Source organism: Collinsella sp. An271, assembly GCF_002159695.1.
GTDB classification, from domain to species: Bacteria; Actinomycetota; Coriobacteriia; order Coriobacteriales; family Coriobacteriaceae; genus Collinsella; species Collinsella ihumii.
In genome coordinates, this window is the sequence record NZ_NFJE01000007.1 from 1 (window position 1) to 25,982 (window position 25,982).

The following is a 25,982-nucleotide window of genomic DNA, read 5'->3' on the forward strand; positions in this document are numbered from 1 at the left end:
GGGCACTCGAGGGAGGTCAGCGCCGGGAGGCCGGGCAGGACGAGGTCGCCGCCGGTCCCCGAGTACCTGAGGTACTCGAGCGCCGGGGTGTCCTCAAGGGCCTCCGCCAGCTGGGGGGCGGAGAGGCGGGTCGAGAGCAGGCTGAGCCTCTCCAGGGCCGGCGCGCCGGACAGGTCAATCGAATCGATAGGGCCCTCGAGGTAGAGCTCGGCCAGGGATGCGCAGCCGGCCAGGTCGATCCGGGCGGCATGGCCGCCCGACAAGCCGACTCTGACGAGCTCCGCGCAGCCGGACGCGTCGAGGCGGATGTCGGAATGCGAATAGACATTGAGCTCCCTGAGGCGCTCGCAGGCGGACACGTCGACCAGGGCCTCGCCGCCGTCGTCCCACGCGTCGATCGCGACCAAGACGACCGGGCAGCCCTCGATGGTGCCGGGCACGACGACGTCCCCGCCCCCGTCCGGGAGGGAGCAGCCGGTGACATGGGCCTCGATATAGCCCGCGTCCGTATATTGCAGCTCGTAGCTTAGACCCGTCTTATCGCCGGAATCCCAGAACTGGGGCTCGTAAACCGCCTCATGGCCTTCCACCGACGCCCACTCTTGAATGCTGGAAAGATCTTCAATACGGTTGTAAGAACAATCCACCTTTACCAAAGAGTCGATACCAGAAAGATCGAGCGCTGAAATCTGGTTGTGGGAGCAATCCAGCTCTTTAAGCTCAACCTCCGACTGCGTCAAAAGGGAAACGGAAGCCGAACCAGCGTTTCTCGGAAGCGCAATCGATTGCAGATAGTTGTTTGAGCAGTCAATGTTATCGAGCGACGCGCAATCCGAAACGTCTAGCTGTACCAGCACGTTTCCCGAGCAATTCAGCTGCTTGAGTGCAGTGCAGCCAGCTAGGCTCAACTCCTCCAGCTCGCCACCGGTAACCTCAAGGTTCTTCAGAGTGTCACCGCTCGCAGACACATCGATGGAGGTTATGGACGGCTCATTCGCCAGCGAGATGGAGACGACCGGAGCTCCATTAAGCTCAGCTGGAACAACAACCGCACCGTTCTCGCTCTCGACGGTTGTCACGTAAGCACCGGCACCATACTCGGCACCCTCGTCGCCTTCTTCGACAACCTCGAACGTAATGCCGTCCTCCGTGACAGGAGTATCAGGGTCGGGGTCGGGGTCGGGATCTGGACTAGGCTCAGGCACGTCAGTCGAACCTTCATATGTCATTTCAAATGTCGGCTCGCCGTCAGGATAGGCCACCGTTGCGCTGAGGACCCCATCTTCTGAACTGGAGACGACCTGAACCGGCCATTCCTTCTCGTCATACGTCACACCATCAAGGTCACCGGGAACGGAGGCGATTGTATATTGGAAAACGCCGGTGCGATCGATATCCACGCTGAACTCAAACGCGCCCTCAGCATCATTCTTCGCCGTAGCTACGACATTTCCCTCTGCATCCCGAAGCTCGAAAGAAAAATCTCCAGCAACGAGATCCCTGCCGCCGAGAGAGACCACACCGCCGATAGCAGCTTTTGCAGGCACCAGGTCATCGGCAGCAAATCCCTCGAATACTCCTCCGGTCACCTCATCGGCAACATGGACAATCTTGGCTATCTCTTCGCGCAAAACCGTACGACCAGGCTCAATCCACGAGCCATCGTCACGCACGACACCCGTGATAATGCCACGGTCGACCGCCCACGCCATCGCCTCTCGCGCCCATTCGGAAACTTCATCGGCATCCGGCATGGCAGCAAGGGCAGCCCCATCGTTGGAGGTATCGACACCAAGCTGCGAGGCCATGCGCCAGAGAATAGTGACTACCATCTCGCGCGTCGCCGGGACGTCGGGATCAAAAGCAACCGACCCATCAGGATGGTCCACGCCCATGATTACCCGGTCCTTAACCGCCCAGTTAGCGGCACCGGTGTACCACTGGCCGCCCTCGATCAGATCGGGCAGCCCCGTAGTATCCTGCAGCTCACCCTTTTCGGACGCCTCTGCCCATGAGGCAAGTAGCTGGGCGAATTCAGCACGCTTAAGGCTTTTGCCCACACCAAAACTGCCGTCGCCATAGCCGCCCATGATTCCCTCATCGGCCACCCAGGCAACCTCACCCGCATACCAGCCCTCACTGTTCACATCGGTAAATTCTTGAGAGGCAAACGCAACCCTAGGAGCAACAAGCGAAGCGAGCAGAGTCGCCGAAGCGGACAAAGCGCAGCAACTACGCATTAATTTATGATGCATGGTCAACTCCCCAAGTAGACTTTGCCTGATTATCCCATATTTCCAGCACCCTGCCATATCAATATGCCAGTCCGAAGCAATAGGAGAACAAGAGGTAATTCATGAAAAAGTGCGGGGGTTATTTTCTCCTTCCTGCGGGAACGCCAGATCGTTCCTTCTACGTTCATGAAAAAGTGTGGACCGGGGGTACGGGGCGCCTGCCCGCCCCGCCGGGATCGTAGGGACAGTCGCGTCCGCGGTGGTCTTGCGGAAGACCATCCATGACCCCATTCGACAGCACGGCGTTCATGTTCAGGCAGGTTGATTTGAACCCGTCCCCATTCGACACAAAAGCCCCCGACAAGGGTGCTGCCTTGTCGGGGGCGTGAGTGACTGGATTTGCTCAGTCAGATGGATTAGAAGTCGACGTCCTGATCGTTGTAGACGCACTCGAGCAGCTTCTCCATCTCCTCCTGGGACGGCTGGCGCGGGTTGGAGCCGGTGCAGGCGTCGAGGATGGCGTTAGCGGCAACGTCGGACTTCTTGGCCTCGAACTCGGCGTAGTCGATGATGGACTCGTCGGCCTTCACGCCGCCCTTGCCGTAGTTCTTGATGCCCTGCGGGATGTCCAGCTTGTCGTTGAGGTCGCGGATGCACTGGACCAGAGAGGCGACGAGCTCGTCCTCGGTCTCGCCGGCGAGGTGCAGGACCTCCTTGGCGATGTAGGCGTAGCGGCTCTTGGCGCGGGCGTCCTTGGCGTTGAACTGGATGACCTTGCCGAGGTACATGGCGTTGGCGCAACCGTGGATGATGTGGTCGCCGGTGAAGGCGGCACCGGTCTTGTGGGCCATGGAGTGCACGATGCCGAGCAGGCCGGAGGAGAAGGCGATGCCGGCGATGCACTGAGCCTCGTGCATGTGCTGGCGGGCCTCATGATCGCCCTGATAGGACTTGGGCAGCCACTCGACGATCTCGCGGATGGCGTGCAGCGCGTTGGCGTCGGTGAACATGGAGCTGGCGGTGGAGACGTAGGCCTCGATGGCGTGGGTCAGGGCGTCCATGCCGGTGTGGGCGCACAGCTTCTGCGGCATGGTGTAGGTGAGCTCGGGGTCGACGATGGCGACGTCAGGGGTGATGTTGAAGTCGGCCAGCGGGTACTTGATGCCCTTCTCGTAGTCGGTGATGACGGAGAACGCGGTGACCTCGGTAGCGGTGCCGGAAGTGGAAGCGATGGCGCAGAACTTAGCCTTGGTGCGCAGCTCGGGGAAGCTGAACGGAACGATGGCCTCCTCGAAGGTCTCGTTCGGATACTCGTAGAACAGCCACATGGCCTTGGCAGCGTCGATGGGCGAGCCGCCGCCGATGCCGATGATCCAGTCAGGCTGGAACTTCTCCATGGCCTCAGCGCCGCGCTTGACGGTCTCGACGGAAGGATCGGACTCGACGCCCTCGAAGATCTCAACCTCGAAGCCGGCCTCCTTGAGGTCCGCCTCGACGTCCTGCAGGAAGCCGCCGCGACGCATGGAGCCGCCGCCGGTGACGATCATGGCACGGGAGCCCTTGAGGTTCTTCACCTCATGACGAGCGCCCTCGCCGTAATACAGGTCGCGAGGATTGGTAAAACGTCCCATTCTTTGCCTCCAAATCAGCAAGCCCTGCCGGCTTGCACATCTGACGGGGACCCAATGTCCCCGTAAGGACCATGTAGGCGCGGTCGGATCGGCCGCTTCGGACCCGTGAGCCCGAAGTAATTGTAACGCTTTGGAAACAAAGCGGATATAGCCATTTTGTCCATTCTTGCAGCGCGGCTTTATCCATCCCGCGGCCTTGTCGAGGGACGGATGGACCCGCATGCTGGCGCTTCTTCGCAGTAGGGCGACAAGGGCGCGACGCCCCGCCAGCCCGCGCACCAGCTGCCCTCACCTCCGTGCTACCATGGATGCTTCCTTTTGACCGCCATGCAAGGAGCCCCGTGTCAGACATCCGCCCCACAGAGCGCCGCCGGCGCGCCGACCTCGTTCTCATCGGCGCGGTGCTCGCCGTGGCGCTCGGATGGTTCGCCTGCTCCCGCCTCGTTACGGGCCCCGCGGACACGGCCGTCGTCGTCTGCCAGTCGCAAGACGGCTTCTACCGCGCCGACCCCCTGGACTCCGATGTCTCCTACACCGTGACCACGCCGGGAACCGGCAGCGGCGCGGATGCGGACAAGGGGGCGAACACGGTGCGCATCGCCGGCGGATGCGTCGACGTGACATACGCGAACTGCAGCAACCAGGTCTGCGCGGACCACGACCCCATTGACGAGATGGGGGAACAGATCGTATGCCTGCCGCACGGCGTGGTCGTCGAGATCGTCGAACGCGAGCAGGACGCGACGCGCCTCGCATAACCTGCATGCTCCCTCCATAGACGCAAGCAGTGCGCTCGCGGTACACTGACGTATTACGACATGCACCGCAAATGAGAGGAGGCGCCGTGGCGTTCGACCCCATTCAAGAAGACTGCCTGCGCCTCATCCTGGAGGCCATGCGCCGCGAGCGGGTCTACCCGCTCAACGACAACATCTTCATCGAGCGCGGGATGGAGCAGTTCCGGGAGGACCCGTCAAAACTCATCGCCTGCGACCGCGACCGGTCGTTCCACCTGATGGCGAAGGCGACCGAGATCCTCGACTACCACATCCCCTTCCTCACCGACGAGGCGGAGATCGACCGCCAGGAGCAGCGCGCGGAGCATTACCTGCACGAGGCCATCGAGCTCGACGCGAGCAACTGGGACGCCAAGCGCATGCTTGCCGCCCTCGACGCCGCGTCCAACGACGAATACGTGAGCTACCTGCTCGACAACCGCTCGGCGGTCGAGCGCGACCTGGAGAGCACGGTCGACGAGGCGCGCGACGTGTACGCGCGCGAATATGCGAGCGACCTCGCACGCCGCCCGCTCGAGCGCTGGCTTGCCGCGCTCGCCTCGCGCGCCGTGATCTCGGGACAGTACCGGCTGGCGCTGAGCGTCGCCGAGCAGAGCCTGACGTTTGCGCCGACCGACCCGGCGGGCATCCGCCACACCGGCATGCTCGCCATGGCAAAGCTCGAGGCGAACCATCAGGACATCAAGTCCTACCGCGCACGGCACGCCATCGCCTACGGCATCGTGGGCCCGCTGCGCCGTCGCCATCACGCGGCCGAGAAGTCGCTCGACGCGTGGACGCTTCTTGCCGAGCTGAGCGCCGCGTACCGCTCGTTCGACTACACCTCGGCCGACCGCTGTCTGCACCAGCTGATGCGCACGTACCCGGACGCCGCCGAGCCGCTCTACTACCAGGCGGAGTTCCCCGACGGCATCTTCTCGCGCGTCAACGTGGTTCCGGGCAGCCAAGACGAGCTCATCCTCGCCATCAGCGAGGCGACACCGCTGCTGCAGGAAGGCATCGGCACACCCGACAACGCCTGCTTCGCCTCGTGGGTCGCCAACCACGAGATGGTGCGGCGCGCCCTGGCGGATAGGACCTCTTCGGCGGCGGGACAGCCGGGACGCACCGGATCGGGAGGCGACAACTGATGGAACCGCGCGAGTACATCCCCGTTTTCCTGGAGCACGAGTACCTCAAGACCCATGACGGGCTCACGCCCGCGGCCCTCGAGCTCGTCCACGAGGAGATCGCGCGCAACCCCGCCCAGTTCGCAGCCGACGACCATGCTCGGGCGCTGGTATCCTACGCGCGCACCCATGAGCACCTCATGCGCGAGCTCGACCGCATGGAGGACCTTCCCGACGATGATTTCGACCGCCAGCGCGAGCGCCTGTTCAACGAGACGCGCCAGGCGATGCACGAGATCGCGCGGACCGACCAGCTGTGCGTGGACGCTCAGCTGGTCGACATCTTGCTTGCCGACGTCCCCATCGACTCCTGCCTGAACGATTTGATGAAGCTCGAAGACGCCGTCCGCACCCACCTGTGCAACGTGCCGGGGTTCGATCTGGAAGCCGAGCACTACTGGCGTGAGAGCGAACTGGACGGCATGGATGCCGCCGAGCGCACGCGCATCGATCCGATCATGATCGGCTGGCTGCACACGCTCGAGGCTATCGCGCAGCTCAGCTTGGCGAGCGCGCGCTACCGTGCCGCCGCCGACTACGCGCGGCGCGTCATGCGCTCGCAAGGCTACGACAACCGCGCGATCGGCACGGTCCTGCTCGCGCTCGCGCGCCTTGAGGACGAGGAGCATTTCTTCGAGCTCTCCCACGAGGCTGGTCCCGAGCACACCATCGAGGACTCGCCGTGGTACCTGCTGGGCCGCACGCTGCTGTTCTACAAGCTCGGACGACGCAAGAACGCGCGCCGCGCGCTGCGCGACTTCGCGACGCGTTGCGAAGGCGGTGCGTTTTTCCTACTCAACCCCACGTACCTCACGCCCTATCTGCCCGTGCGGCCCGCGCCGCGCGACCCGTGGGACCTCTCGCACCAGGCCGTATGGGAGGCCGACGGCATCATCGTGGACACGCCCGACTTCGTGACCTGGGCGGCTTCGGTCGACGGCATCGAAGAAGCCTCGGAGCAGTTCGCCCAGCGCTACGGGTTCTAGGGAAACGCCGATCGGGTCTCCCCCCCTCCTCTGGAAAAGGAGAGACGGGAGGGCCGATGGCACAGAGCGTGCCAAACGGTCCGCTTTGTGTCATCGGCTTCGCTCGTCCTTCTCGAGAAGCACGACAGCGCGCTCGCGCGAGGGTGCCGCCGCGTGCAGAAGTGAATGGTCAGAGACTTTCACGCCCGCAAGACTCCATGAAAAACAGTGAATACGAGTTTGTCATTGTTTTTGAGTGACATTTCTTCACAGGCGCCGCACCCCTCAGCATTTGCCCAGTTGAATCCTGCGGAAATGCTAGAGGCTATGCGGTTACTGGGCAAAGCTGCCTCAAAAACAGTGATAAACTCGGCCTCGCCCAAATCGCGAGCTTGCCAGATGCGTCAACTCTCGCATTATTTTGGATATTGATGGTAGATTTATGCAATTTTCTGCATGTACCCACATCTGAGCAAAAATGACCCCGTCCCAAAAAGTGCCTCCGCACGTGATAGAGTTGGTATGTTTGCACATCCACACCGAGTCAAGGCGGTATCTGTGGCCGATTATTCGCTCAAGCACGTGGTGACCGTTCACTATACAGGCAGCTTCGATGACGGCGAGGTGTTCGACACCACGCGCGGGCGCACGCCGCTCACCTATGTCGAGGGCAACCACGAGGTCGTCCCCGGGTTTGAGGCCGCGGTGCTCTCCATGCAGCCGGGCCAGACCAAAAAGGTCCATCTCGAGCCCAAAGACGCCTACGGCGAGCGCAGCGCCGCCCTCGTGTACTACATGCCGACCATCCAGATCCCCAACTACGAGGACCTGGTGCCCGGCGAGATGATCTACCTCATGAACTCCGACGGCTACCAGCAGCTCGCGCGCGTCGTGAAGGTTGAGGACGACGGAGACACCGTGTTCGATTTCAACCATCCCATGGCAGGCTGCGCGCTCAACTTCGAGCTCGAGCTGCTCAGCCGCGAGCCGTACCTTCCCGATACGGAAAAGAAGGAGGACCGCGCCGATGCGTAATCCCCAGCAAGGCGTCCTGTGCGCAGGATGCCCCCACCGCGCGGCCTATGTGGCCATCAAGGAGGCCACGCGTCGCATCCGCGGCCGTGTGATCTGTGGAAACATCGGATGCGCGGCCGTGGGGCACGTGCACCCCGCCGCCGCGACCTGCCCGGGCGGCATGGAGAAGCTCCTCCCCCGCTATATCCAGGACGTGCCCTCGGGCGCACCTGAGGAGCCGGCGGCGCCCCTGTGCGTGCACATCGTGCTCGACACGGATTTTGCCGCCGACGATGCCGCAGCAAACCTTACCGGCCTTGCCGGGGAGGGCACGTCGGCCATCCTCGCTGTCATGGCGTCGAGCCGGGGCTATCTCGAGCGCGCGGCCATCGAGAGGCTGGGCGCCAAGGCGCTCGAGGTCGGTGCGGAAGATGCGGCGGTCCTCAATCCGTTCGACATCGAGCGCACGGTCGAGGTGCTGCGCGAACAGGCCGCAACACCCGGCGTCCATGCCGCGATCTTCGCCTCCCCCTGCGCGCAGCTGCAGCGCTCGGCCGCCCTCGAGCCCGTCGAAGTCGACCGCTACATGTGCGTCGGCTGCCATCGCTGCTTCCAGATTACCGCGTGCCCCGCGCTCGCGTTCAAGCCCCCCGCGTATGAGGTCGATGCGGACGCATGCGCCGGCTGCGACCTGTGCTGCGGCTTCTGCCCCAGCCAAGTGATCTACACGCCGCGCGCTCGCCTGTCTATCGAGGAGCGCGCCGCCGCGCGCTATGAAGCCGCGCGCCAGGCGAGAGACTGATCTGCCCCTGCAGCGTCGAAGGCGCGCTCGAAGAGCGCCGTCAACAGAGAGGCGAGACCGCAGGCATCCTTCCTGCAACCGCATCCGCAAAACGAAAAAGCGCGGCGAGCAGAGTGCCCGCCGCGCTTTTGCGACCGATTGGCGGAAGACCCGCCGCTATGCATGCGAGCGGATGACGCCCAGAGCCCTAGCGACCGTGCATCCGATGCTCGTGCCGACCGCCAGTTTCATGAGGTCGAACACCACGAACGGCAGGACCGCCGCGACAAGCGCGGGCACAAGCCCCATGGACCCGACGATCATGAGCTGAGCGGTGCCGCAGGCATACGAGATGAGCAGCATCACGATATCGGCGATAACGACCTGAGCAAACTGGGGAACGCGATCGGGAAGCACGGATTTGACCGAGGTGCCCGCAATGGTTCCGATCAGAAAGCCCCACAAGAATCCGCCCGTCATGCCGGCGATCTGCCCGATACCGCTCCCGAAGCCGGAGAAGACGGGCAGGCCGACCGCTCCGAGAAGCAAGTACACCGCAACCGCTGCACAGGCCCCCTTGCGATCCAAGATGGCCGGAAGCATGGCCAGGGCCATCGTCTGCAGCGTGAACGGAACCGGACCGAAGCTCACCGTAATCCACGCAGACACCGAAAGCAGCGCGACCGCAACGCCGACGCGCGCAATCTGACGAGCATCCATATGAACCCTCCTATCGAAAACAAGCTGTTCAACACCGCCAGTATACCGATGCCGACGCGCGGAAGCGGCGCATTCGTGTGTTCGCCGTGTTCTATCCCCCGCTATGCTCAACAGCTCTATTTCTGCTATACTTCTTTCCGCTGTCCCCATCGTCTAGCGGCCTAGGACGTCGCCCTTTCAAGGCGAAGATCACGGGTTCGAATCCCGTTGGGGGCACCATTGACGAATGAAGCCCGGTCTCCGCCTCGGAAGCCGGGCTTTTTGCCGCCCCGGCGCCGGGATTCGAACCCGCTGGGGTCGCGAGGCTGCGGAAACGCGCGAGCGTTTCCCAGCGAGCGTGCGAGGGGCCCGCAGGGCCCCGAAGCCGCGGGCGCCGCAGGCGACCGCGAATCCCGTTGGGGGCACCATCGACGAATGAAGCCCGGTCTCCGTCTCGGAAGCCGGGCTTTTTGCCGCCTCGGGCCCCCGTTCCAAAAGTGCCAGGTGCGCCTAGTTGGAAGGCGAGGGCAGGTAGGGATGCAGCGCTTGGGCCAGGTTTCCCAGGTTGCGCGTCTGGATGTAGACGCGGCCGGAGCCCGTGAAGGTGTTGACCAGGCCCTCGCCCGTCGTGAAGCCGAACATGCCGCTCGCGACCTCGATGTGGTAGTCGAGACCGGCGTCCCATGCCACCACGTGCTCGTTGTCCACGGTCAGCGGCGTGCCGGGCACCACGTCAAGCGCGAGGATGTCGCCGAACGCGGAGACCAGCACGGAGCCGGAGCCGCTCATCTCCATGACGAACAGGCCACCCGTGTTACCGAAAAACGCCTTCGAGATGCCCTGGTTCACCATGGTGCTCTCGACGCTGTTGTCGCACGCAAGAAACGCTCCGGTGTTCAGGCAGTACTGACGGTCGGCATCGACGACCAGCTCGACGATCTTTCCCGGGATGGGCGGAGCGATCGCGATCTCGCCCTTGTCACCCGTGCCGGTGGCGGTGGTGATGAACATCGATTCGCCGCTCGTGATGCTACGCCCGATCGCGCCCAAAACCCCGCCGAGCCCCTTCTTCTTCGAATTGAGCCCGCCGCTGATCTCAACGTCGCGCGAGTAGACCATGCTGCCCGACTCCATCTTGACCGACTCCCCATATCCGAGCGCGATACGGGCGATAGGGCAATCGGAGTCACCGGATAATACGAACCTCATAGGAGCCTCCCTCGCTCTCCCGGCGCATGCATCCGCGCACGCACCGCACCCCCAGTATAGCGGCGCACCCCAGCGCACGCGGGACGCGTCGCACATGCCATCCAGCGCAAAACGAACGTCAACCGCGCGCTCCGTTCATGAAAACCTCTGTTAGGCCATCGTGGATACAGCAGGATGCCGGAGGTCTTCATCTTGAAATCATTCGGCATCGCAATGGCCCCCTCTCGGTACGCCGTATCCACAGTGGTCCAGCAGAGATTCATGAAAAAGCGCCGCCCTAAACGCAGCGATCCTGCGCAAACGTGAAAACCCTCCCCGGTAATTCATGAATTACCGGGGAGGGTTTCGCAGCGCGGTTTACGCCGACTCGGCTACAGTCGTCAGCCTACACGTAGAACAGGATCTCGTCGTAGGTCGGAACGGGCCAGTAGTCGGCGGCCACGATCTCCTCCATGGCGTCGACGGCGGCGCGCAGGCGGTTCATGGCGGGAATGACCTCGTGCGCGTAGCAGTTGGCCTGCTCCTGCGCGTCGACGAGCCCCTCGGCCTTCTGGTGCAGCGCGTCGAGCGCCTTGATGGACTCGTTGATCTCGGTGATGCCGGCGCACAGCTTGTTGAGCGTGTTCTGCTCGCAGGTCATCGCCGCCTCCGCGCCGGCGGAGCGGATGATCTCGAGGCCCTTGGCGACCTTGGTCGCGTAGGCGGAGATGGCGGGACGGTAGGTGCGGCGCGCCTCGCGGATCATCGTCGTGGCCTCGATGTTCATGAGCTTGTTGTACTTCTCGACCTTGACCTCGTAGCGGCTGAAGGCCTCCGTCTCGGACAGCACGCCCATGCCGACCCACAGCGCGAGGTTCTTCTCGGACACCATCATCGGCAGCGCGTCGGCCGTGGTGCGCAGGTTGGCCAGACCGCGGTGCTCCGCCTCCTTCTGCCACTCGTCGGAGTAGCCGTCGCCGGAGAACAGGATGCGGCGGTGCTCGTTGAGCGTCTTCTTGCAGTACTCGAGCGCGGCGGCGGCGAACTCGTCCTCAGGCGTGCCCTCGAGCGCGTCGGCGAACTCCTTCAACGACTCGGCGACCGCGGTGTCGAGCACCAGGTTGGCGTCGCTCGGATTGGCCTCGGAGCCGACCGCGCGGAACTCGAACTTGTTGCCCGTGAAGGCGAACGGCGAGGTGCGGTTGCGGTCGGTGTTGTCCTGCTCGAGGTTGGGCAGCACGTCGGCGCCCAGGTCGAGCACGCCGTGCGTGGCGTGGACGGACGCCTTGCCGTCCATGATCTTCTGGACGACCTCGGTGAGCTGGTCGCCCAAGAAGATGGACACGATCGCCGGAGGCGCCTCGTTGGCGCCCAGACGGTGGTCGTTGCCGCAGCTCGCCACGGACATGCGCAGCAGGTCCTGATACTTGTCGACCGCCTCGATCACCGCGGTGAGGAACACCACGAACTGCAGGTTCTCGAGCGGGGTGTCACCGGGATCCATGAGGTTCTCGTCCTCGGTACCGATGGACCAGTTGTTGTGCTTGCCCGAGCCGTTGATGCCCTCGAACGGCTTCTCGTGCAGAAGGCAGGTGAGGTCGAAGCTCGACGCCACGAGCTTCATCTTCTCCATGACGAGCATGTTGTTGTCGATGCCCTCGTTGAGCTCGGTGTACACGGGCGCGAGCTCGTGCTGGCAGGGAGCGACCTCGTTGTGCTTGGTCTTGGCGGGAATGCCGAGCGCCCACAGCTCGTCGTCGAGCGCCTTCATGTACTTGGACACGCTCGGGCGGATGGCGCCGAAGTAGTGCTCCTCGAGCTCCTGGCCCTTGCAGGGCGGGGCGCCGAAGAGGGTGCGGCCGCAGATGACCAGGTCGCGGCGCCTGCGGTAGGCGTCCTTCTTGATCAGGAAGTACTCCTGCTCAAGGCCGACGTTGGGCACGACGCGCTTGGGGTGCTTGCCGAACAGCGCGAGCACGCGCTTGGCCTGCGTGTCGAGCACCTTCATGGAGCGCAGAAGCGGGGTCTTCTTGTCGAGGGCTTCGCCGTTGTAACCGCAAAACGCCGTGGGGATGCACAGCACCTCGTCCTTGATGAACGCGGGGCTCGTGGGGTCCCACGCGGTGTAGCCGCGGGCCTCGAAGGTGGCGCGCAGGCCGCCGTTGGGGAAACTCGAGGCGTCGGGCTCACCCTGGATGAGGTTCTTGCCGGTGAACTTGGTGATGGCGGTGCCATCGTGGTTGGGTTCGAGGAAGCTGTCGTGCTTCTCGGACGTGATTCCCGAAAGAGGTTGGAACCAATGCGCGAAATGGGTGGCGCCGTTCTCGATCGCCCACTCCTTCATGGCGTGCGCGACGGCGTTGGCCACGTCCAGGTCGAGCGGCGCGCCCTGATCCATCGTGGCGGCAAGGCGTTTGTAGATGTCCTTCGGCAGACGCTTGCGCATCACGTCCTCCGAAAAGACCATGGTACCGAATCGACTGGTAAGCTCGGTATCGGCCATAGGGGCTCCCTTCGTATGACGCCGGGTTCGTGCTACCGGCGTTTTGTCCCAACGAACGAATTGTAGATTACAGGCAGCGGATTTCGAGGCAATTTCATACGGGTTGCCGCATTGATACAGTCCTATGACCGTTTGAAGACGGCCGCACGGGCCGAAACGCGACGCCCCCGACGCCGGACGATTCGCTCTCTGTGCGTCGTTTTCCCAGCTCATACGGTGTGTAGAAAGAAAACGTCGGCGTGAGCCGCGCGATACGACCCCATTTTGTAGCCAAATCGAAACCGCACGGAAACCTCCGGGAAAACCGGCTGCAACCGCATCCGCCTACCATAAATCGCCGCACCCGCGCCGCGCACGCGCGCCCGGTGTGCAATCGCCCCCTGTCTTGGACATCGCATGGGAGGATATATGAACCATCAGACCCTCTACCGGCCGCAGTTCGAGCACGACGCCTGCGGCATCGGCGCGCTCGCGGCCATCGACGGCACGAGAAGCCACCAGATACTCGACGACGCGCTCTCGGTGCTCGTCAACCTCGAGCACCGAGGCGGCACGGGCCTCGAGCGCAACACGGGAGACGGAGCGGGCATCCTGTTCCAGATCCCCCACCGATTCTTCCGCAAGGAAGCCCAGCGCTGCGGCCAGCTGCTGCCCGCCGAGGGCGACTACGGCGTGGCCATGCTCTTCCTGCCGCAGGACGAACATGGCGTGAGGGCGGCCGAGCGGGCCTTCGAGGAGGGCTGCGCGCAGGAGGGGATCCCCGTGCTGTTCTGGCGCGACGTGCCGGTCGACGCGCACGACCTGGGCGAGACGGCGCGGGCGTGCATGCCCACCATCAAGCAGGCGTTCCTCGGCCGTCCCGACGACGTCGAGCGCGGCGACGCGTTCGAGCGCCGCCTGTACGTGTGCCGCCGCGTGATCGAGAAGCGCGCCGACGCCGAGCACGCGCTCGAGGGCAAGATCTTCTATATCTGCTCCATGAGCGCACACACCATCGTGTACAAGGGCATGCTCGTGGCCACGCAGATGCGCCGCTTCTTCACCGACCTGAACGACGCCGCCGTGAAGACCTCCGTGGCGCTCGTCCACTCGCGCTACTCCACCAACACCACGCCCAGCTGGGAGCGCGCGCACCCCAACCGCCTCATCATCCATAACGGCGAGATCAACACCCTCAAGGGCAACGTCAACTGGATCCGCGCGCGCGAACCGAACCTGTACTCCCCCATCTTCCAAGACGAGCTCGAGCGCGTGCTGCCCATCATCAACCGCGAGGGCTCCGATTCCGCCATCCTGGACAACGTCCTCGAGTTTTTGGTGATGAACGGCCGACCGCTCACGCGCGCCGTCTCGCTGCTCATGCCCGAGCCGTGGGACCGCAACGACGAGCTCTCGCCGGCGCGGCGCGCCTACGACGCCTACCAGTCGATGCTCATGGAGCCCTGGGACGGCCCGGCGGCCATCGCATTCACCGACGGGCGCACGCTGGGCGCCGCGCTCGACCGCAACGGCCTGCGCCCCGCGCGCTACATCGTTACGCGCGACGACAGGTTCCTGCTGTGCTCCGAGGTCGGCGCGCTCGAGATCGATCCCGCCAACGTGCTCACGAGCGGATGCTTGGGCCCGGGCGAGATGCTCGAGGTCGACCTCGAGCGGGGGCGCATCCGCTACAACGACGAGATCCGCAACGGATACGCCAAGCTCAAGCCCTTCTCGGACTGGATCTCGGACGAGACGCTCTCGCTTGGCGACCTCGACATCCGCGACGCCCGCGGCGCGGCGGGAGCCGACATCGATGCGGCGGGGACCGACCTCGTGCCCCGCGCCGAGGACGCCGCGCGCTACGGCCACCACTGGGACGACATCAACGAGGTGCTGCGCCCCATGGCATCCACCGGCTCCACCCCGCTCGCATCGATGGGCATCGACGCGCCGCTCGCCTGCCTCTCGCTCAAGACGCGATCGTTTTTCGATTACTTCTTCCAGCTGTTCGCGCAGGTCACGAACCCTCCCATCGACGCGCTGCGCGAGCGCCTCGTGACCTCGACCGTGCTGTATCTGGGCAATCACGGCAACCTGCTCGAGGACTGCCGCGCCTCCTGCCGCCTCATCCGGCTCGACGCGCCCCTGCTCACGCGCGAGGGGTTCCGCCGCATCTGCGACGTCGACCGCGCCGGCTTCGAGGCGCGCACGTTCGTCGCCAAGTACCGGCGCGACGACGCGCCGGGCGCGCTCGAGCGCACCCTGGAGAGCCTGAGCGCGAGCGTGATCGACGCGGTTCGCGGCGGCGTGAACATCGTCGTCCTGTCCGACCGCACCGAGCGCGACGAGGTACCCGTCCCGTCGCTCCTCGCGGTGGGCGCCGTGCACAACGCCCTCATGCGCGCCGGCCTGCGCACGTTCGCCGACATCGTCATCGAATGCGGCGACGCGCTGTCCGCGCACGACTTCTCGGCGCTCATCTCCTATTCGGCCAGCGGCATCTACCCCTACATGGCGCACGGCCTCGTGGCCCGCATGGCGCAGGAGGGCGACCTTGCGGCAGCGGACGGGCATGCGCTCGACGCGGACGAGGCGATCGCCAACTACAACCGCGCCGCCGTCGCGGGCATCGTGTCCATCATGTCCAAGATGGGCATCTCGACGGTGCAAAGCTATCATTCCGCGCAGATCTTCGAGGCCGTCGGCCTGGACGAGGGCCTGGTGGAGCGCTATTTCGCCGGCACCGTCTCGCGCGTCGGCGGCCTGGGCATCCGCGATGTCGAGCGCGAGCTCGATGAGCGCTTCGACGCCGCGCGCGCCCTGCGCACCTCGCCGGCGCCCGACGCGCTGCCGAGCCTCGGCCTCACCATGTGGCGCCCGGTCGGCGGAGAGGACCACCTCATCGACCCCGATACCATCTACCTGCTGCAGCAGGCCGTGCGCTCGGATTCCTACGACACGTTTCTCGCCTACAGCGAGCACCTCAGGCGTCCGGGACGCGCGGTGCGCCTGCGCGACCTCATGGACTTCGACTTCTCCGCGCGCACGCCGGTGCCCCTCGACGAGGTGGAGGACGCGCGCAGCATCGTCACGCGCTTCAACACCGGCGCCATGAGCTACGGGTCCATCAGCCAGGAGGCGCACGAGTGCATGGCCATCGCCATGAACCGGCTGCACGGCCGCTCGAACTCCGGCGAGGGCGGAGAGGATCCGCGGCGCGAGGACCTGCTTCCGAACGGCGACTCGGCCTGCTCCGCCATCAAGCAGGTGGCAAGCGGCCGGTTCGGCGTGACGAGCCGCTACCTCTCCTCGGCGCGCGAGCTGCAAATCAAGATGGCCCAGGGCGCCAAGCCCGGCGAGGGCGGGCACCTGCCCGGCAAGAAGGTGTACCCCTGGATCGCGCGGGTGCGCCAGTCCACCCCAGGCATCGGGCTCATCTCGCCCCCGCCGCATCATGACATCTACTCCATCGAGGACCTCGCCGAGCTCATCTTCGACCTCAAGTGCGCAAACCCCGATGCCCGCGTGAGCGTCAAGCTCGTCTCCGAGGCGGGCGTGGGCACCATCGCCACCGGCGTCGCCAAGGGCGCCGCCGACAAGATCCTCATCTCCGGGCACAACGGCGGCTCGGGCGCCGCCCCGCGCGACTCCATCTGGCATGCGGGCCTGCCGCTCGAGCTGGGACTCGCCGAGACGCAGCAGACGCTCGTGCGCAACGGCCTGCGCTCCCGCGTGGTGCTCGAGGCGGACGGCAAGCTCATGGACGGCACCGACGTGGCGGTCGCCTGCCTTCTGGGCGCCGAGGAGTTCGGCTTCGCGACCATGCCGCTGATCGCCATGGGCTGCCTCATGCAGCGCGACTGCCATCAGGACACCTGCCCGGCGGGCATCGCTACGCAGAACTGCCGCCTGCGCCACCGCTTCGCCGGAAAACCCGAGCACGTGGAGAACTTCATGCTGTTCGTGGCCGAGCAGCTGCGCGAGGTCATGGCGCGCCTGGGCTTCCGCACCGTCGACGAGATGGTGGGCCACCCCGAGTGCCTGCGCCAGGTCGCGGCCCCGGGCAACTGGAAAAGCGAGCTGGTCGACCTGTCCTGCGTGCTCGCGCCCGCCGTCTGCGAGTTCGGCTCGACGATCCCGGGCGCGGACGGGGTGCACTTCATGCCCTCGATGGCCGCCGACGTGCAGCTCGAGCGCACGCTCGACGCCACGCTGTTCGTCCCCTACACCGCCGGCGCGCGCCGCCATCTGCGCCCTCTGCGCTTCCATGCCGACATCGCCAACGTCAACCGGTGCGTGGGCACCATGCTCGGGCACGCCGTCACCGCCGCCCATCCCGACGGGCTCCCCGACGGGCTCATCACCATCGACTGCACGGGTTCCGCGGGCCAGAGCTTCGCGGCGTTCCTTCCGAAGGGTGTCGAGCTCAATGTCGAGGGCGACGCGAACGACTACTTCGGCAAGGGGCTCTCGGGAGGCACCGTGTCGGTCCGCCCGGCCGAGACGGCGAGCTACAAGTTCGACGAGAACATCATCGTGGGAAACGTTGCCTTCATGGGGGCGACCGGCGGGCGCGGCTTTGTGAACGGACGCGCCGGCCAGCGCTTCTGCGTGCGCAACTCCGGCGCGACCGTAGTGGTCGAGGGCGTAGGCGCCCACGGCTGCGAGTACATGACGGGCGGCACCGTGCTCATCCTGGGCGAGGTGGGGGCGAACTTCGCCGCCGGCATGACGGGCGGCGTGGCCTTCGTCTACGACGAGTACCGCACGCTCGCTTCCCACTGCAACCAGGACACGGTGGCGCTGCGCACGCCGAGCGAGCAGGAGCTCGCCGCCATCCGCGAGCTGATCGTGGCCCACGTGCGCGCCACGCAAAGCCCGCTGGGCATCAAGATGCTCTACCGCTTCGACGCGATCGCGGCGCACTTCGTGAAGGTGGTGCCCGTGGAGTACGAGCGCGTGATGGAGATCGTGAAAGACGCGGAGCGCGACGGCGCGACGCATGAGGAGGCGCTCGAGACGGCCTTCGAGGTCGTGACGGGGGCCAAGGAGGTGAAGCGCCATGGGTAAGCCGGGAGCGTTTCTCGCACACGGACGCAAGGTGCACGAGCTGCGCCCGGCCGCAGAGCGCGTGCACGACTACGATGAGCTCTATCGGGAGCTCGACTGCGGCGAGCGCCGCGTGCAGGCAAGCCGCTGCATGATGTGCGGCGTCGCCTTCTGCCAGGCGGGCCATCCCTTTGGACGGGCGCGCTCGAGCGGCTGCCCGCTGCACAACCTCATCCCCGAGTGGAACGACCTCGTATGGCGCGGGCGCTGGCGCGAGGCGGCCGAGCGCCTGGCGCTCACGAGCCCGCTGCCCGAGTTCACGAGCCGGGTTTGCCCGGCCCCCTGCGAGGCGGCCTGCAACCTGGGGTCTGTCGAGGGCGAGCCCACGGCGATCCACGACACCGAGCGCGCCATCTCCGATTGGGAGTGGGAGCACGGAGGCCCCGCCGCCTTTGACGCAGCGGGCGCGGACGCGCCGCGCGTCGCCGTCGTGGGGTCGGGCCCCGCAGGCCTCGCCTGCGCCTGGGAGCTCGCGCGCACCGGCGTCCGCGTGACGGTCGTCGAGCGCTCCGACCGTCCGGGCGGCCTGCTCATGTACGGCATCCCCAACATGAAGCTCCCGAAGGACATCGTGGAGCGCCGATGCGCGCTCATGGAGGAGCGCGGCATCTCCTTCATGCTGAACACCGATGCGGCGGATCCCGCCGTTGCCGCCGAGCTCGCCTCCGCGTACGACGCCGTCGTCATCGCCTGCGGCGCGGGCGCCGCGCGCACGCTCGACGTCCCCGGCATCGACGCGGCGGGTGTGACGATAGCCGTCGACTACCTCACCTCCTCTACCCGCGCCGTCCTCGACAAGGCCGCGCCCGCCATCGACGCGCGCGGCCTCGACGTCGTGGTCATCGGCGGCGGCGACACGGGCAACGACTGCGTGGGCACCGCCGTCCGCCAGGGCGCGCGCAGCGTCCGTCAGCTGGAGGTCATGCCCGAGCCGCCCGAGCAGCGCGACCCGGGCAACCCTTGGCCCGAATGGCCCAACGTCAAGAAGACCGACTACGGCCAGCAGGAGGCGATCGAGCTCATGGGCGGCGAGATGCGCTCGTGGTCCGTGGACACGCGCGCCGTGCTGGTCGACGACGACGGGCGGGTCCGCGCGCTTAAGATCGTCGATGTCGACTGGTCGGAAGGCTCGCCGGCGCCCGTCGCGGCAACCGAGCGCGAGCTGCCCGCTCAGCTCGTCCTCATCGCCTGCGGGTTCACCGGCCCCCAGCGCAGCGTGGTGGAGGCGCTGGGCGCGACCGTGCCCGAACCCGGCGCCGGCAGGCAGCTGCCCGTCATGGCCGAGGCCGGAAGCCATCGATGCGCGTGCGCGGCGGGAGCCGTCGAGCCCGCGCACGGCGTATGGGCCTGCGGCGATGCCCGGTCCGGCGCATCGCTCGTGGTCAACGCCATCGCCGACGGCGTCGCCTGCGCCCGCGAGGTCACCGACGCCCTGGGCGCCCGTTAGCGCCATGTGACCGCACCCCCAAGCCCGCGTCCGCGACCCGGCCTGGGGGTGCAAATCGGGGGACGCAAATCGGGGGACGTACCTGTTGCGTGCATTAGCGCATATCGGGGACGCACCTTGGGGGTGCATTTTCGTACCCACATGTACATTTCATATACTTTTCTGCATACAACAGACATATCATGGGACGTACCTGCCGCGTGCACTCGTGCAAATCGGGGGACGTACCTTCTCCATGCATTTCTGTACCCCCAATAGGTACGTCCAATATGCATTTCTGCATCCACAAGTACATTCTATATACACTAATACACGCAACAGATACGTCTCTGATATGCGCAAGTGCACGCGGCAGGTACGTCCCCCGATTTGCACCACCGTGAACAACGCGTTTCGGCGCGAACGATGCTGCCGCAACACGTGCGCGCGGTGTATGATGCCTCTTCAATGCATCACGCTGCACAAGGGGGAGCACCATGAGAATCGACCAGATATTCGCCGATGCGCGCACGGCCGGCGCCCAGCCCGTCTCGTTCGAGATGTTTCCCCCCAAAGGTGAGCTCACGCTCGAGCGCGCCCGCGAGGTCGCCGCACAGTTCGCCACGGATGGACCCGATTTCATCAGCGTGACCTACTCCGCCGGTGGCTCGGGCAACTCCGACGCCACCGCGCGCATCGCCTCGATGATCTCCACGGAGTTCGGCATCCCGTCTGTCGCGCACCTCACCTGCATCTCGCTCACGCACGACACGCTCGCTGAGAAGATCTCCGAGTTCCGCGCCGCGGGCGTGGAGAACGTGCTGGCGCTGCGCGGCGACCTGCCGGCGGGGATGTCCGAGGCGGAGGCGGGCGACATCGCCTTCCCCTACGCGAAGGACCTCATCCCGGCGCTGGTGAACGCCGGCTTCTGCGTGGGCGGAGCAGCCTATCCCGAAGGGCATCTGACCTGCGACGACCTGCCGACTTCGGTCAAGCACCTCAAGCAGAAGCAGGATGCGGGCGCGGGCTTTTTCGTCACGCAGCTGTTTTTCGACAACGACTACTTCTACCGCTTCCTCGAGCTCGCCGACGCGGCGGGCATCACCGTCCCCATCACGGCGGGCATCATGCCGTTCATGAGCAAGCAACAGATCACCCGCATGGTCTTCACCTGCGCCGCCTCGCTGCCCTCCCCCGTCATCAAGATCCTCGCGCGCTACGAGGACGACCCCGAGAGCCTGCGCCAGGCGGGCATCGAATACGCATGCCGCCAGCTGGAGGACCTGAAGGCGCACGGCGCCGAGGGCCTGCACGTCTACACGATGAACCGGCCCGACGTCGCCCGCGCGTGCATGAGCGCGCTGCGCATCTGATGGCGGACACGGACCGCACGGACGCCGCGCGCACCCAGAAGGCAGCCGGCCTCTCCTTGCTAGCGGGCCCCGTCCTGTACCGGCCGGACACCAAAGAGGAGCTTCGCATCGACCGCGCCGAGATGCTGCGGTACCTGGGCCATGCGGGGCAAAAGGTCGATGGCGAGCTGTCGGAGCGCATCGAGAGCATCGCGCGCGAGATCGAGCAGACGGTCGACCCCCATGGCGTCATCCAGGCGTTTCCCGTCAATGCGACCGGCGTCGACGAGGCGGGGATGCCGTGCATCCGCCTGACGGGAACCACGATCGAGCTGCGCGGCCGAGATATCTTCCGGCACCTGAAAGACGCATCCGCCTGCGCGGTGGTCGCATGCACGCTCGGCATGGGCACCGAGCGGCGTCTGCGCCTGCTGAGCGGCCAGCGCCCGCTCGATGCCGCCCTCTACGATGCCGCCGCCTCGGCATACGTGGAGTCGGCCGTCGACGCCATGGAGCATATCGTGCGCCGCGAGGCCGCAGCAGCGGGACGCGCCTGCACCTGGCGCTTCTCGTGCGGCTACGGCGACTGCCCGCTCGCCGCCCAAGACGCCATCGTGGCCAGCCTCAACGCCGGCCGCCTGATCGGCCTCACGACCACGCCGACCCACCTGCTGCTCCCCTCGAAGAGCGTGACGGCGCTCATCGGCATCATCGACGGAACGGACGCGACCGAACGAAGCGGCGAGCGCCCCTCGTGCGCCATCTGCAACCTGCGCGGCGACTGCGCGTTTCGCGCCCACGGAACAACCTGCTACGCATGACACACACCCGACCCGGAGTCCCATATGAACTATTCGCTCGACACCACCGCACCCGTCACCGCAGCGCTTCAGGCAGGCCAGGCCTTTAGGCCGCGCGCCGCCGCCTGCGCAGACGATGCGCTCGCCCGCGTGCTCGCGGGATCGAGGCACCTGCTATTCGACGGCGGCATGGGCACCATGCTGCAGGCGGCGGGCCTTGCGGCCGGAGAGCTGCCCGAGCTGCTGAACCTTTCGGACCCTGACGCCATCACGGCAATCCACGCGGCCTACGTCGCCGCCGGCAGCGAGGTCGTGACCACCAACACGTTCGGCGCCAACGCCCTCAAGCTCAAGGGTGCCGCGAGCGTTGAGGAGATCTTCTCGGCGGGCGTCCGCTGCGCCCGCGCATCCGGCGCGCGCTACGTTGCGGCCGATATCGGACCGCTCGGCACGCTCATGCGCCCCATGGGCACGCTCTCGTTCGACGAGGCGTACCGCCTGTTCACCCAGCAAGTGCGCGCCGCCGTGGATGCGGGCGCCGACCTGTTCGTCATCGAGACGATGACCGATCTCGCCGAGATCCGAGCCGCTGTGCTCGCCGCGCGCGAGAACTCCGAGCTCCCCATCTTCGCCACCATGACCTTCGAGGAGGACGGGCGCACCTTCCTGGGCACCTCCCCCGAGGCGGCCGCCATCACGCTCGACGCCCTGGGCGCCGACGTCGTCGGCATCAACTGCTCGCTCGGCCCCGCCGAGCTGCGCCCGCTCGCGCGCCGCATGCTCGCCGTCACGGAGAAGCCCGTCATGGTGCAGGCCAACGCGGGCCTTCCGCGCACGGAGGGCGGCAGGACCGTCTACGACATCGATCCTGAGACCTACGCCGCCGCGGTGGCGGACATGGTGGACGACGGCGTCGCCGTCATCGGCGGCTGCTGCGGCACCACCCCCGACTACATCGGGCTGCTCGCCGGCCTGATCGCGGACCGCGCGCCCGCGCCGCGCGCCGTCGAGCGCGCCCTCACGGTCACCAGCGCGCAGTCCGTCGTGAGCCTGCCGCGCAGCAGCCGGCGCATCGCGGTCATCGGCGAGCGCATCAACCCCACGGGCAAAAAGCGCCTCCAGCAGGCGCTGCGCGACGGCAACGTGGACTACGTCGTGGGACAGGGCATCAGCCAGCAGGAGCAGGGCGCCGACATCCTCGACGTCAACGTCGGCCTGCCCGACATCGACGAGGTCGAGATGCTGCCCCGCATCTGCGAGCAGCTCTCCGCGTCGACGCTCCTGCCGCTGCAGATCGACTCGACCGACCCGCGCGCCATCGAGGCCGCCGTGCGCCGCTATGCCGGCAAGCCGATCATCAACTCGGTGAACGGCACGCGCGAGAGCCTCGACGCCGTGCTGCCCATCGCCGCCCACTACGGCGCGAACATCATCGGCCTCACCCTCGATGAGACGGGGATCCCCGCCACCGCCGAGCAGCGCGCGGCCATCGCCGAGCGCATCGTCGACGAGGCGGCGCGCTACGGCATCGGACGCGAGTGCATCCTCATCGACTGCCTGGTGATGACCGCCTCGACCAACCAGGCGCAGGCGCTCGAGATCCTGCGCGCCGTCACGCTCGTCCGCGAGCGCCTGGGCGTCGCGTGCACGCTCGGCGTCTCGAACATCAGCTTCGGGCTGCCCGCCCGCGAGGTGCTGAACGCGACGTTTCTGTCCGCTGCGTTCGGCGCGGGTCTGGACGCCCCAATCATGAATCCGGGATCCGAGCGTTACATGGACGCCGTCCGCGCGTTCCGCGTGCTGAACGCCGAAGACGAGGGCTCGACGGCATATATCGACCACTTCGCAGGATGGACCGACCCCTACAAGGCGGGTGCATCCTCTGCCGCCGGCGCCGCGGCGCCAAGGCCCACCGTCGACACCGAGAGCGGCGACGCCATCCGCAGGCTCATCCTCACCGGCCGCAAAGGAGAGATGGCGGCGGCAACCGAGAAGCTCCTGGAGACCACCGACGCGCTCGAGCTGATCAACCGGCGCTTCATCCCCGCCCTCGACGAGGTGGGCGTCCTGTTCGAGCAGGGCACCTACTTCCTGCCGCAGCTCATGGCATCCGCCGAGGCCGCGCGCGTGGGCTTCGACACCATCCGCGCGCACATGGGCTCCGGCACGATCGCCGACAAGGGCGCCATCTGCCTCGCGACCGTCAAGGGCGACATCCACGACATCGGCAAGAACATCGTCAAGATGCTGCTCGACAATTACGGCTTCACCGTGTTCGACCTGGGGCGTGACGTCGACCCGAACGAGATCGTCAAGACCGTGAAGGAGCGGCGCATCCGCCTGGTGGGCCTGTCGGCGCTCATGACCACCACGGTCAAGAACATGGAGGAAACTATCCGGCTGCTGCGCGCCGAGGTGCCCGACATCAAGGTGCTCGTGGGCGGCGCGGTCCTCACGCCGGAATACGCCGCGCGCATCGGGGCCGACTACTACGCCAAAGACGCCGCCGAGACCGCCCGCATCGCCGAGGAGGTCCTTGGCGGCAGGCGCTCGTGAAACGCCGATCGGAGCCTTCCGCACCTGTCGACACGGTATAGAGCGGAAGGCTCGAGCGACCCCGCAAAGGAGTGAATACGACGACCCCGCCCGAATCGCCTCCCCGTAAAACGCGCCGAATGCCGCATTTTTATGCAGTTTCTGGATGGGAATATACATTCTGCACCTGAAGGACTCGCCTATCGGGTCTTCCCCGCTGAAACCGACGGCCGTCCACCCGCGAAAACGCGTCCCGAAAGTGCGCACAGCGCGCAGGGACGCTCCACGCTAGAATAGAGAGCACGAACCACCAACCGGACAAGGAGCGCCCATGGCCATCACGCCTGCAGAAATCGCCGAAACACACGGCATGGTCTCCGAACAGCATCTTGATATCCGCACCATCACCATGGGCATCTCGCTCATGGGGTGCGCCGACGAGAACCTCGACCGCATGTGCACCAAGGTCTACGACCGCATCACGCGCACGGCGGAGCGCCTCGTCCCCACCGCCGAGACGCTTGAGCGCGAATACGGCATCCCCATCGTCAACAAGCGCGTTTCCGTGACGCCGGTGGCGCAGATCGCCGCCGCCTGCCCCGACAAGGACCTCATCCCGCTCGCCCACGCGCTCGACCGCGCCGCCGAGACGCTCGGGATCGACTACCTCGGCGGATACTCCGCGCTGGTGCAGAAGGGCATCGGCGACGCCGACCGCCGTCTGATCGAGTGCATCCCCGAGGCGCTTGCCCAGACGAGCCGCGTGTGCTCCAGCGTCAACGTCGCAAGCCTGCGCGCCGGCATCAACATGGACGCCGTGCTCATGGTGGCCCAGACCGTGCTCGACTCCGCGCGCCTCACCGCGGACCGCGACTCCGTGGGCGCATCCAAGTTCGTCGTGTTCGCCAACATGGTCGAGGACTCCCCGTTCATGGCGGGCGCCACGCACGGATCGGGCGAGGCCGACGCCGTCATCAACGTGGGCGTCTCCGGCCCCGGCGTCATGGCGGCCGCCCTCGAGGAGCTGCCCGAGAGCGCATCCATGATGGACGTCGCCGAGAAGATCAAGCAGACCGCGTTCAAGATCACGCGCGCCGGCGAGCTCATGAGCCGAGAGGCGGCGCGTCGTCTGGGCGTGGAGAAGGGCATCGTCGACCTGTCGCTCGCCCCGACGCCCGCCATCGGCGACTCCGTGGCGCGCATCCTGGAGATCATCGGCGTGGGCACCTGCGGCGGCCCCGGCACCACCGCGGCGCTCGCCCTGCTCAACGACTGCGTCAAGAAGGGCGGCGTCATGGCGAGCTCCAGCGTGGGCGGCCTGTCCGGCGCGTTCATCCCCGTGTCCGAGGACGCCGGCATGATCGCCGCCGTCGAGGCGGGCGCGCTGTCGCTCGAGAAGCTCGAGGCCATGACCTGCGTGTGCTCCGTGGGCCTCGACATGATCGCTATCCCCGGCGACACGAACGTCGAGACCATCGCGGGCATCATCGCCGACGAGATGGCCATCGGCGTCATCAACAACAAGACGACGGCGGTGCGCATCATCCCCGCCATCGGCAAGGGCGTGGGTGACGCCGTGGAGTACGGCGGCCTGTTCGGGCGCGCCCCCATTATGCCGGTGAACGCACACGCCGGCACCGTGTTCGCCCATCGCGGCGGCCGCTTCCCCGCGCCGCTCAACTCGCTGAAGAACTGATCCCTTGCGCTACCGGGGCTTCCCGGCACATCATCCGGCGCTTCGGACAGTCCTGCTCGCGACGAAGGCGCCACTGGCGCCTTCTGCTCGTGCGGAACTCG

16 protein-coding genes and 1 tRNA gene are annotated in these 25,982 nt (G+C 66.1%); 12 read left to right on the forward strand and 5 right to left on the reverse strand.

Annotated elements, in window-relative coordinates; translation table 11 throughout:
- Window positions 1-2,147, reverse strand: a 2,147-nt coding sequence (locus B5F74_RS07265; RefSeq protein WP_204212497.1) for an S-layer homology domain-containing protein, incomplete at its 3' end; no start/stop codon positions are given.
- Between the two features lie 503 nt (window positions 2,148-2,650).
- Complete coding sequence (locus B5F74_RS07270) at window positions 2,651-3,865, reverse strand: iron-containing alcohol dehydrogenase (protein WP_066829905.1); 1,215 nt, start codon at window positions 3,863-3,865, stop codon at window positions 2,651-2,653.
- 341 nt (window positions 3,866-4,206) lie between these two features.
- On the opposite strand from B5F74_RS07270, the gene B5F74_RS07275 reads away from it, so the two are divergent.
- The 5 genes from B5F74_RS07275 to B5F74_RS07295 all read left to right on the forward strand — a co-directional run bounded on the left by B5F74_RS07275 (window position 4,207) and on the right by B5F74_RS07295 (window position 8,612).
- Window positions 4,207-4,623, forward strand: a complete 417-nt coding sequence (locus B5F74_RS07275; RefSeq protein ID WP_239283407.1) for a NusG domain II-containing protein — start codon at window positions 4,207-4,209, stop codon at window positions 4,621-4,623.
- 86 nt (window positions 4,624-4,709) lie between these two features.
- Window positions 4,710-5,792 carry a hypothetical protein gene (locus tag B5F74_RS07280; RefSeq protein WP_087201270.1) on the forward strand — a complete coding sequence of 361 codons (1,083 nt, stop codon included), beginning with the start codon at window positions 4,710-4,712 and terminating at the stop codon, window positions 5,790-5,792.
- Complete coding sequence (locus B5F74_RS07285; protein WP_087201272.1) at window positions 5,792-6,817, forward strand: hypothetical protein; 1,026 nt, start codon at window positions 5,792-5,794, stop codon at window positions 6,815-6,817. Before B5F74_RS07280 ends, B5F74_RS07285 begins: the two co-directional genes overlap by 1 nt.
- A gap of 537 nt (window positions 6,818-7,354) precedes the next feature.
- Window positions 7,355-7,831: an FKBP-type peptidyl-prolyl cis-trans isomerase gene (locus tag B5F74_RS07290; protein ID WP_087201274.1), complete on the forward strand. Its 477-nt coding sequence runs from the start codon at window positions 7,355-7,357 to the stop codon at window positions 7,829-7,831.
- Complete coding sequence (locus tag B5F74_RS07295; protein ID WP_087201276.1) at window positions 7,824-8,612, forward strand: hypothetical protein; 789 nt, start codon at window positions 7,824-7,826, stop codon at window positions 8,610-8,612. Before B5F74_RS07290 ends, B5F74_RS07295 begins: the two co-directional genes overlap by 8 nt.
- 156 nt (window positions 8,613-8,768) lie before the next feature.
- Here B5F74_RS07295 and B5F74_RS07300 read toward each other — a convergent pair whose 3' ends face one another.
- A complete protein-coding gene (locus B5F74_RS07300; protein WP_087201277.1) occupies window positions 8,769-9,311 on the reverse strand; it encodes a biotin transporter BioY in 543 nt (180 codons plus the stop codon).
- 142 nt (window positions 9,312-9,453) lie between these two features.
- Between B5F74_RS07300 and B5F74_RS07305 the strand changes: the two genes are divergently transcribed.
- Window positions 9,454-9,530, forward strand: a tRNA-Glu gene (locus B5F74_RS07305).
- Window positions 9,531-9,800: 270 nt separating this feature from the next.
- On the opposite strand, the gene B5F74_RS07310 is transcribed toward B5F74_RS07305, so the two are convergent.
- Both B5F74_RS07310 and B5F74_RS07315 read right to left on the reverse strand, forming a co-directional pair.
- Window positions 9,801-10,499 (reverse strand): TIGR00266 family protein, encoded by a 699-nt coding sequence (locus B5F74_RS07310; protein ID WP_066829924.1) that lies wholly within the window; start codon window positions 10,497-10,499, stop codon window positions 9,801-9,803.
- Between the two features lie 385 nt (window positions 10,500-10,884).
- Window positions 10,885-12,981 carry a glutamine synthetase III gene (locus tag B5F74_RS07315; RefSeq protein ID WP_066829933.1) on the reverse strand — a complete coding sequence of 699 codons (2,097 nt, stop codon included), beginning with the start codon at window positions 12,979-12,981 and terminating at the stop codon, window positions 10,885-10,887.
- 408 nt (window positions 12,982-13,389) lie between these two features.
- Here B5F74_RS07315 and gltB point away from each other — a divergent pair, with 408 nt between their 5' ends.
- The 6 genes from gltB to B5F74_RS07345 all read left to right on the forward strand — a co-directional run bounded on the left by gltB (window position 13,390) and on the right by B5F74_RS07345 (window position 25,881).
- Window positions 13,390-18,033: a glutamate synthase large subunit gene (gltB, locus tag B5F74_RS07320; RefSeq protein WP_239283408.1), complete on the forward strand. Its 4,644-nt coding sequence runs from the start codon at window positions 13,390-13,392 to the stop codon at window positions 18,031-18,033.
- Window positions 18,026-19,519 carry a glutamate synthase subunit beta gene (locus tag B5F74_RS07325; protein WP_087201282.1) on the forward strand — a complete coding sequence of 498 codons (1,494 nt, stop codon included), beginning with the start codon at window positions 18,026-18,028 and terminating at the stop codon, window positions 19,517-19,519. The genes gltB and B5F74_RS07325 overlap by 8 nt, the downstream gene beginning before the upstream one ends.
- 476 nt (window positions 19,520-19,995) lie before the next feature.
- Entirely contained in the window at window positions 19,996-20,871 is an 876-nt protein-coding gene (locus B5F74_RS07330; protein ID WP_087201284.1) for a methylenetetrahydrofolate reductase, read from the forward strand.
- Window positions 20,871-21,671 carry a hypothetical protein gene (locus B5F74_RS07335; protein WP_239283409.1) on the forward strand — a complete coding sequence of 267 codons (801 nt, stop codon included), beginning with the start codon at window positions 20,871-20,873 and terminating at the stop codon, window positions 21,669-21,671. Before B5F74_RS07330 ends, B5F74_RS07335 begins: the two co-directional genes overlap by 1 nt.
- Before the next feature lie 24 nt (window positions 21,672-21,695).
- Complete coding sequence (locus B5F74_RS07340) at window positions 21,696-24,206, forward strand: homocysteine S-methyltransferase family protein (RefSeq protein WP_087201286.1); 2,511 nt, start codon at window positions 21,696-21,698, stop codon at window positions 24,204-24,206.
- A gap of 310 nt (window positions 24,207-24,516) precedes the next feature.
- Entirely contained in the window at window positions 24,517-25,881 is a 1,365-nt protein-coding gene (locus B5F74_RS07345) for a PFL family protein (protein ID WP_087201288.1), read from the forward strand.
- Window positions 25,882-25,982 lie beyond the last annotated feature (101 nt).

Excerpts from the sequence above, each read along its gene's own strand:
- B5F74_RS07270 (WP_066829905.1), bottom strand. The coding sequence starts at position 3,865 with ATGGGACGTTTTACCAATCCTCGCGACCTGTATTACGGCGAGGGCGCT.
- B5F74_RS07285 (WP_087201272.1), top strand. The coding sequence starts at position 5,792 with ATGGAACCGCGCGAGTACATCCCCGTTTTCCTGGAGCACGAGTACCTC.
- B5F74_RS07295 (WP_087201276.1), top strand. The coding sequence starts at position 7,824 with ATGCGTAATCCCCAGCAAGGCGTCCTGTGCGCAGGATGCCCCCACCGC.
- B5F74_RS07300 (WP_087201277.1), bottom strand. The coding sequence starts at position 9,311 with ATGGATGCTCGTCAGATTGCGCGCGTCGGCGTTGCGGTCGCGCTGCTT.
- B5F74_RS07310 (WP_066829924.1), bottom strand. The coding sequence starts at position 10,499 with ATGAGGTTCGTATTATCCGGTGACTCCGATTGCCCTATCGCCCGTATC.
- B5F74_RS07315 (WP_066829933.1), bottom strand. The coding sequence starts at position 12,981 with ATGGCCGATACCGAGCTTACCAGTCGATTCGGTACCATGGTCTTTTCG.
- gltB (WP_239283408.1), top strand. The coding sequence starts at position 13,390 with ATGAACCATCAGACCCTCTACCGGCCGCAGTTCGAGCACGACGCCTGC.
- B5F74_RS07325 (WP_087201282.1), top strand. The coding sequence starts at position 18,026 with ATGGGTAAGCCGGGAGCGTTTCTCGCACACGGACGCAAGGTGCACGAG.
- B5F74_RS07330 (WP_087201284.1), top strand. The coding sequence starts at position 19,996 with ATGAGAATCGACCAGATATTCGCCGATGCGCGCACGGCCGGCGCCCAG.
- B5F74_RS07335 (WP_239283409.1), top strand. The coding sequence starts at position 20,871 with ATGGCGGACACGGACCGCACGGACGCCGCGCGCACCCAGAAGGCAGCC.
- B5F74_RS07340 (WP_087201286.1), top strand. The coding sequence starts at position 21,696 with ATGAACTATTCGCTCGACACCACCGCACCCGTCACCGCAGCGCTTCAG.
- B5F74_RS07345 (WP_087201288.1), top strand. The coding sequence starts at position 24,517 with ATGGCCATCACGCCTGCAGAAATCGCCGAAACACACGGCATGGTCTCC.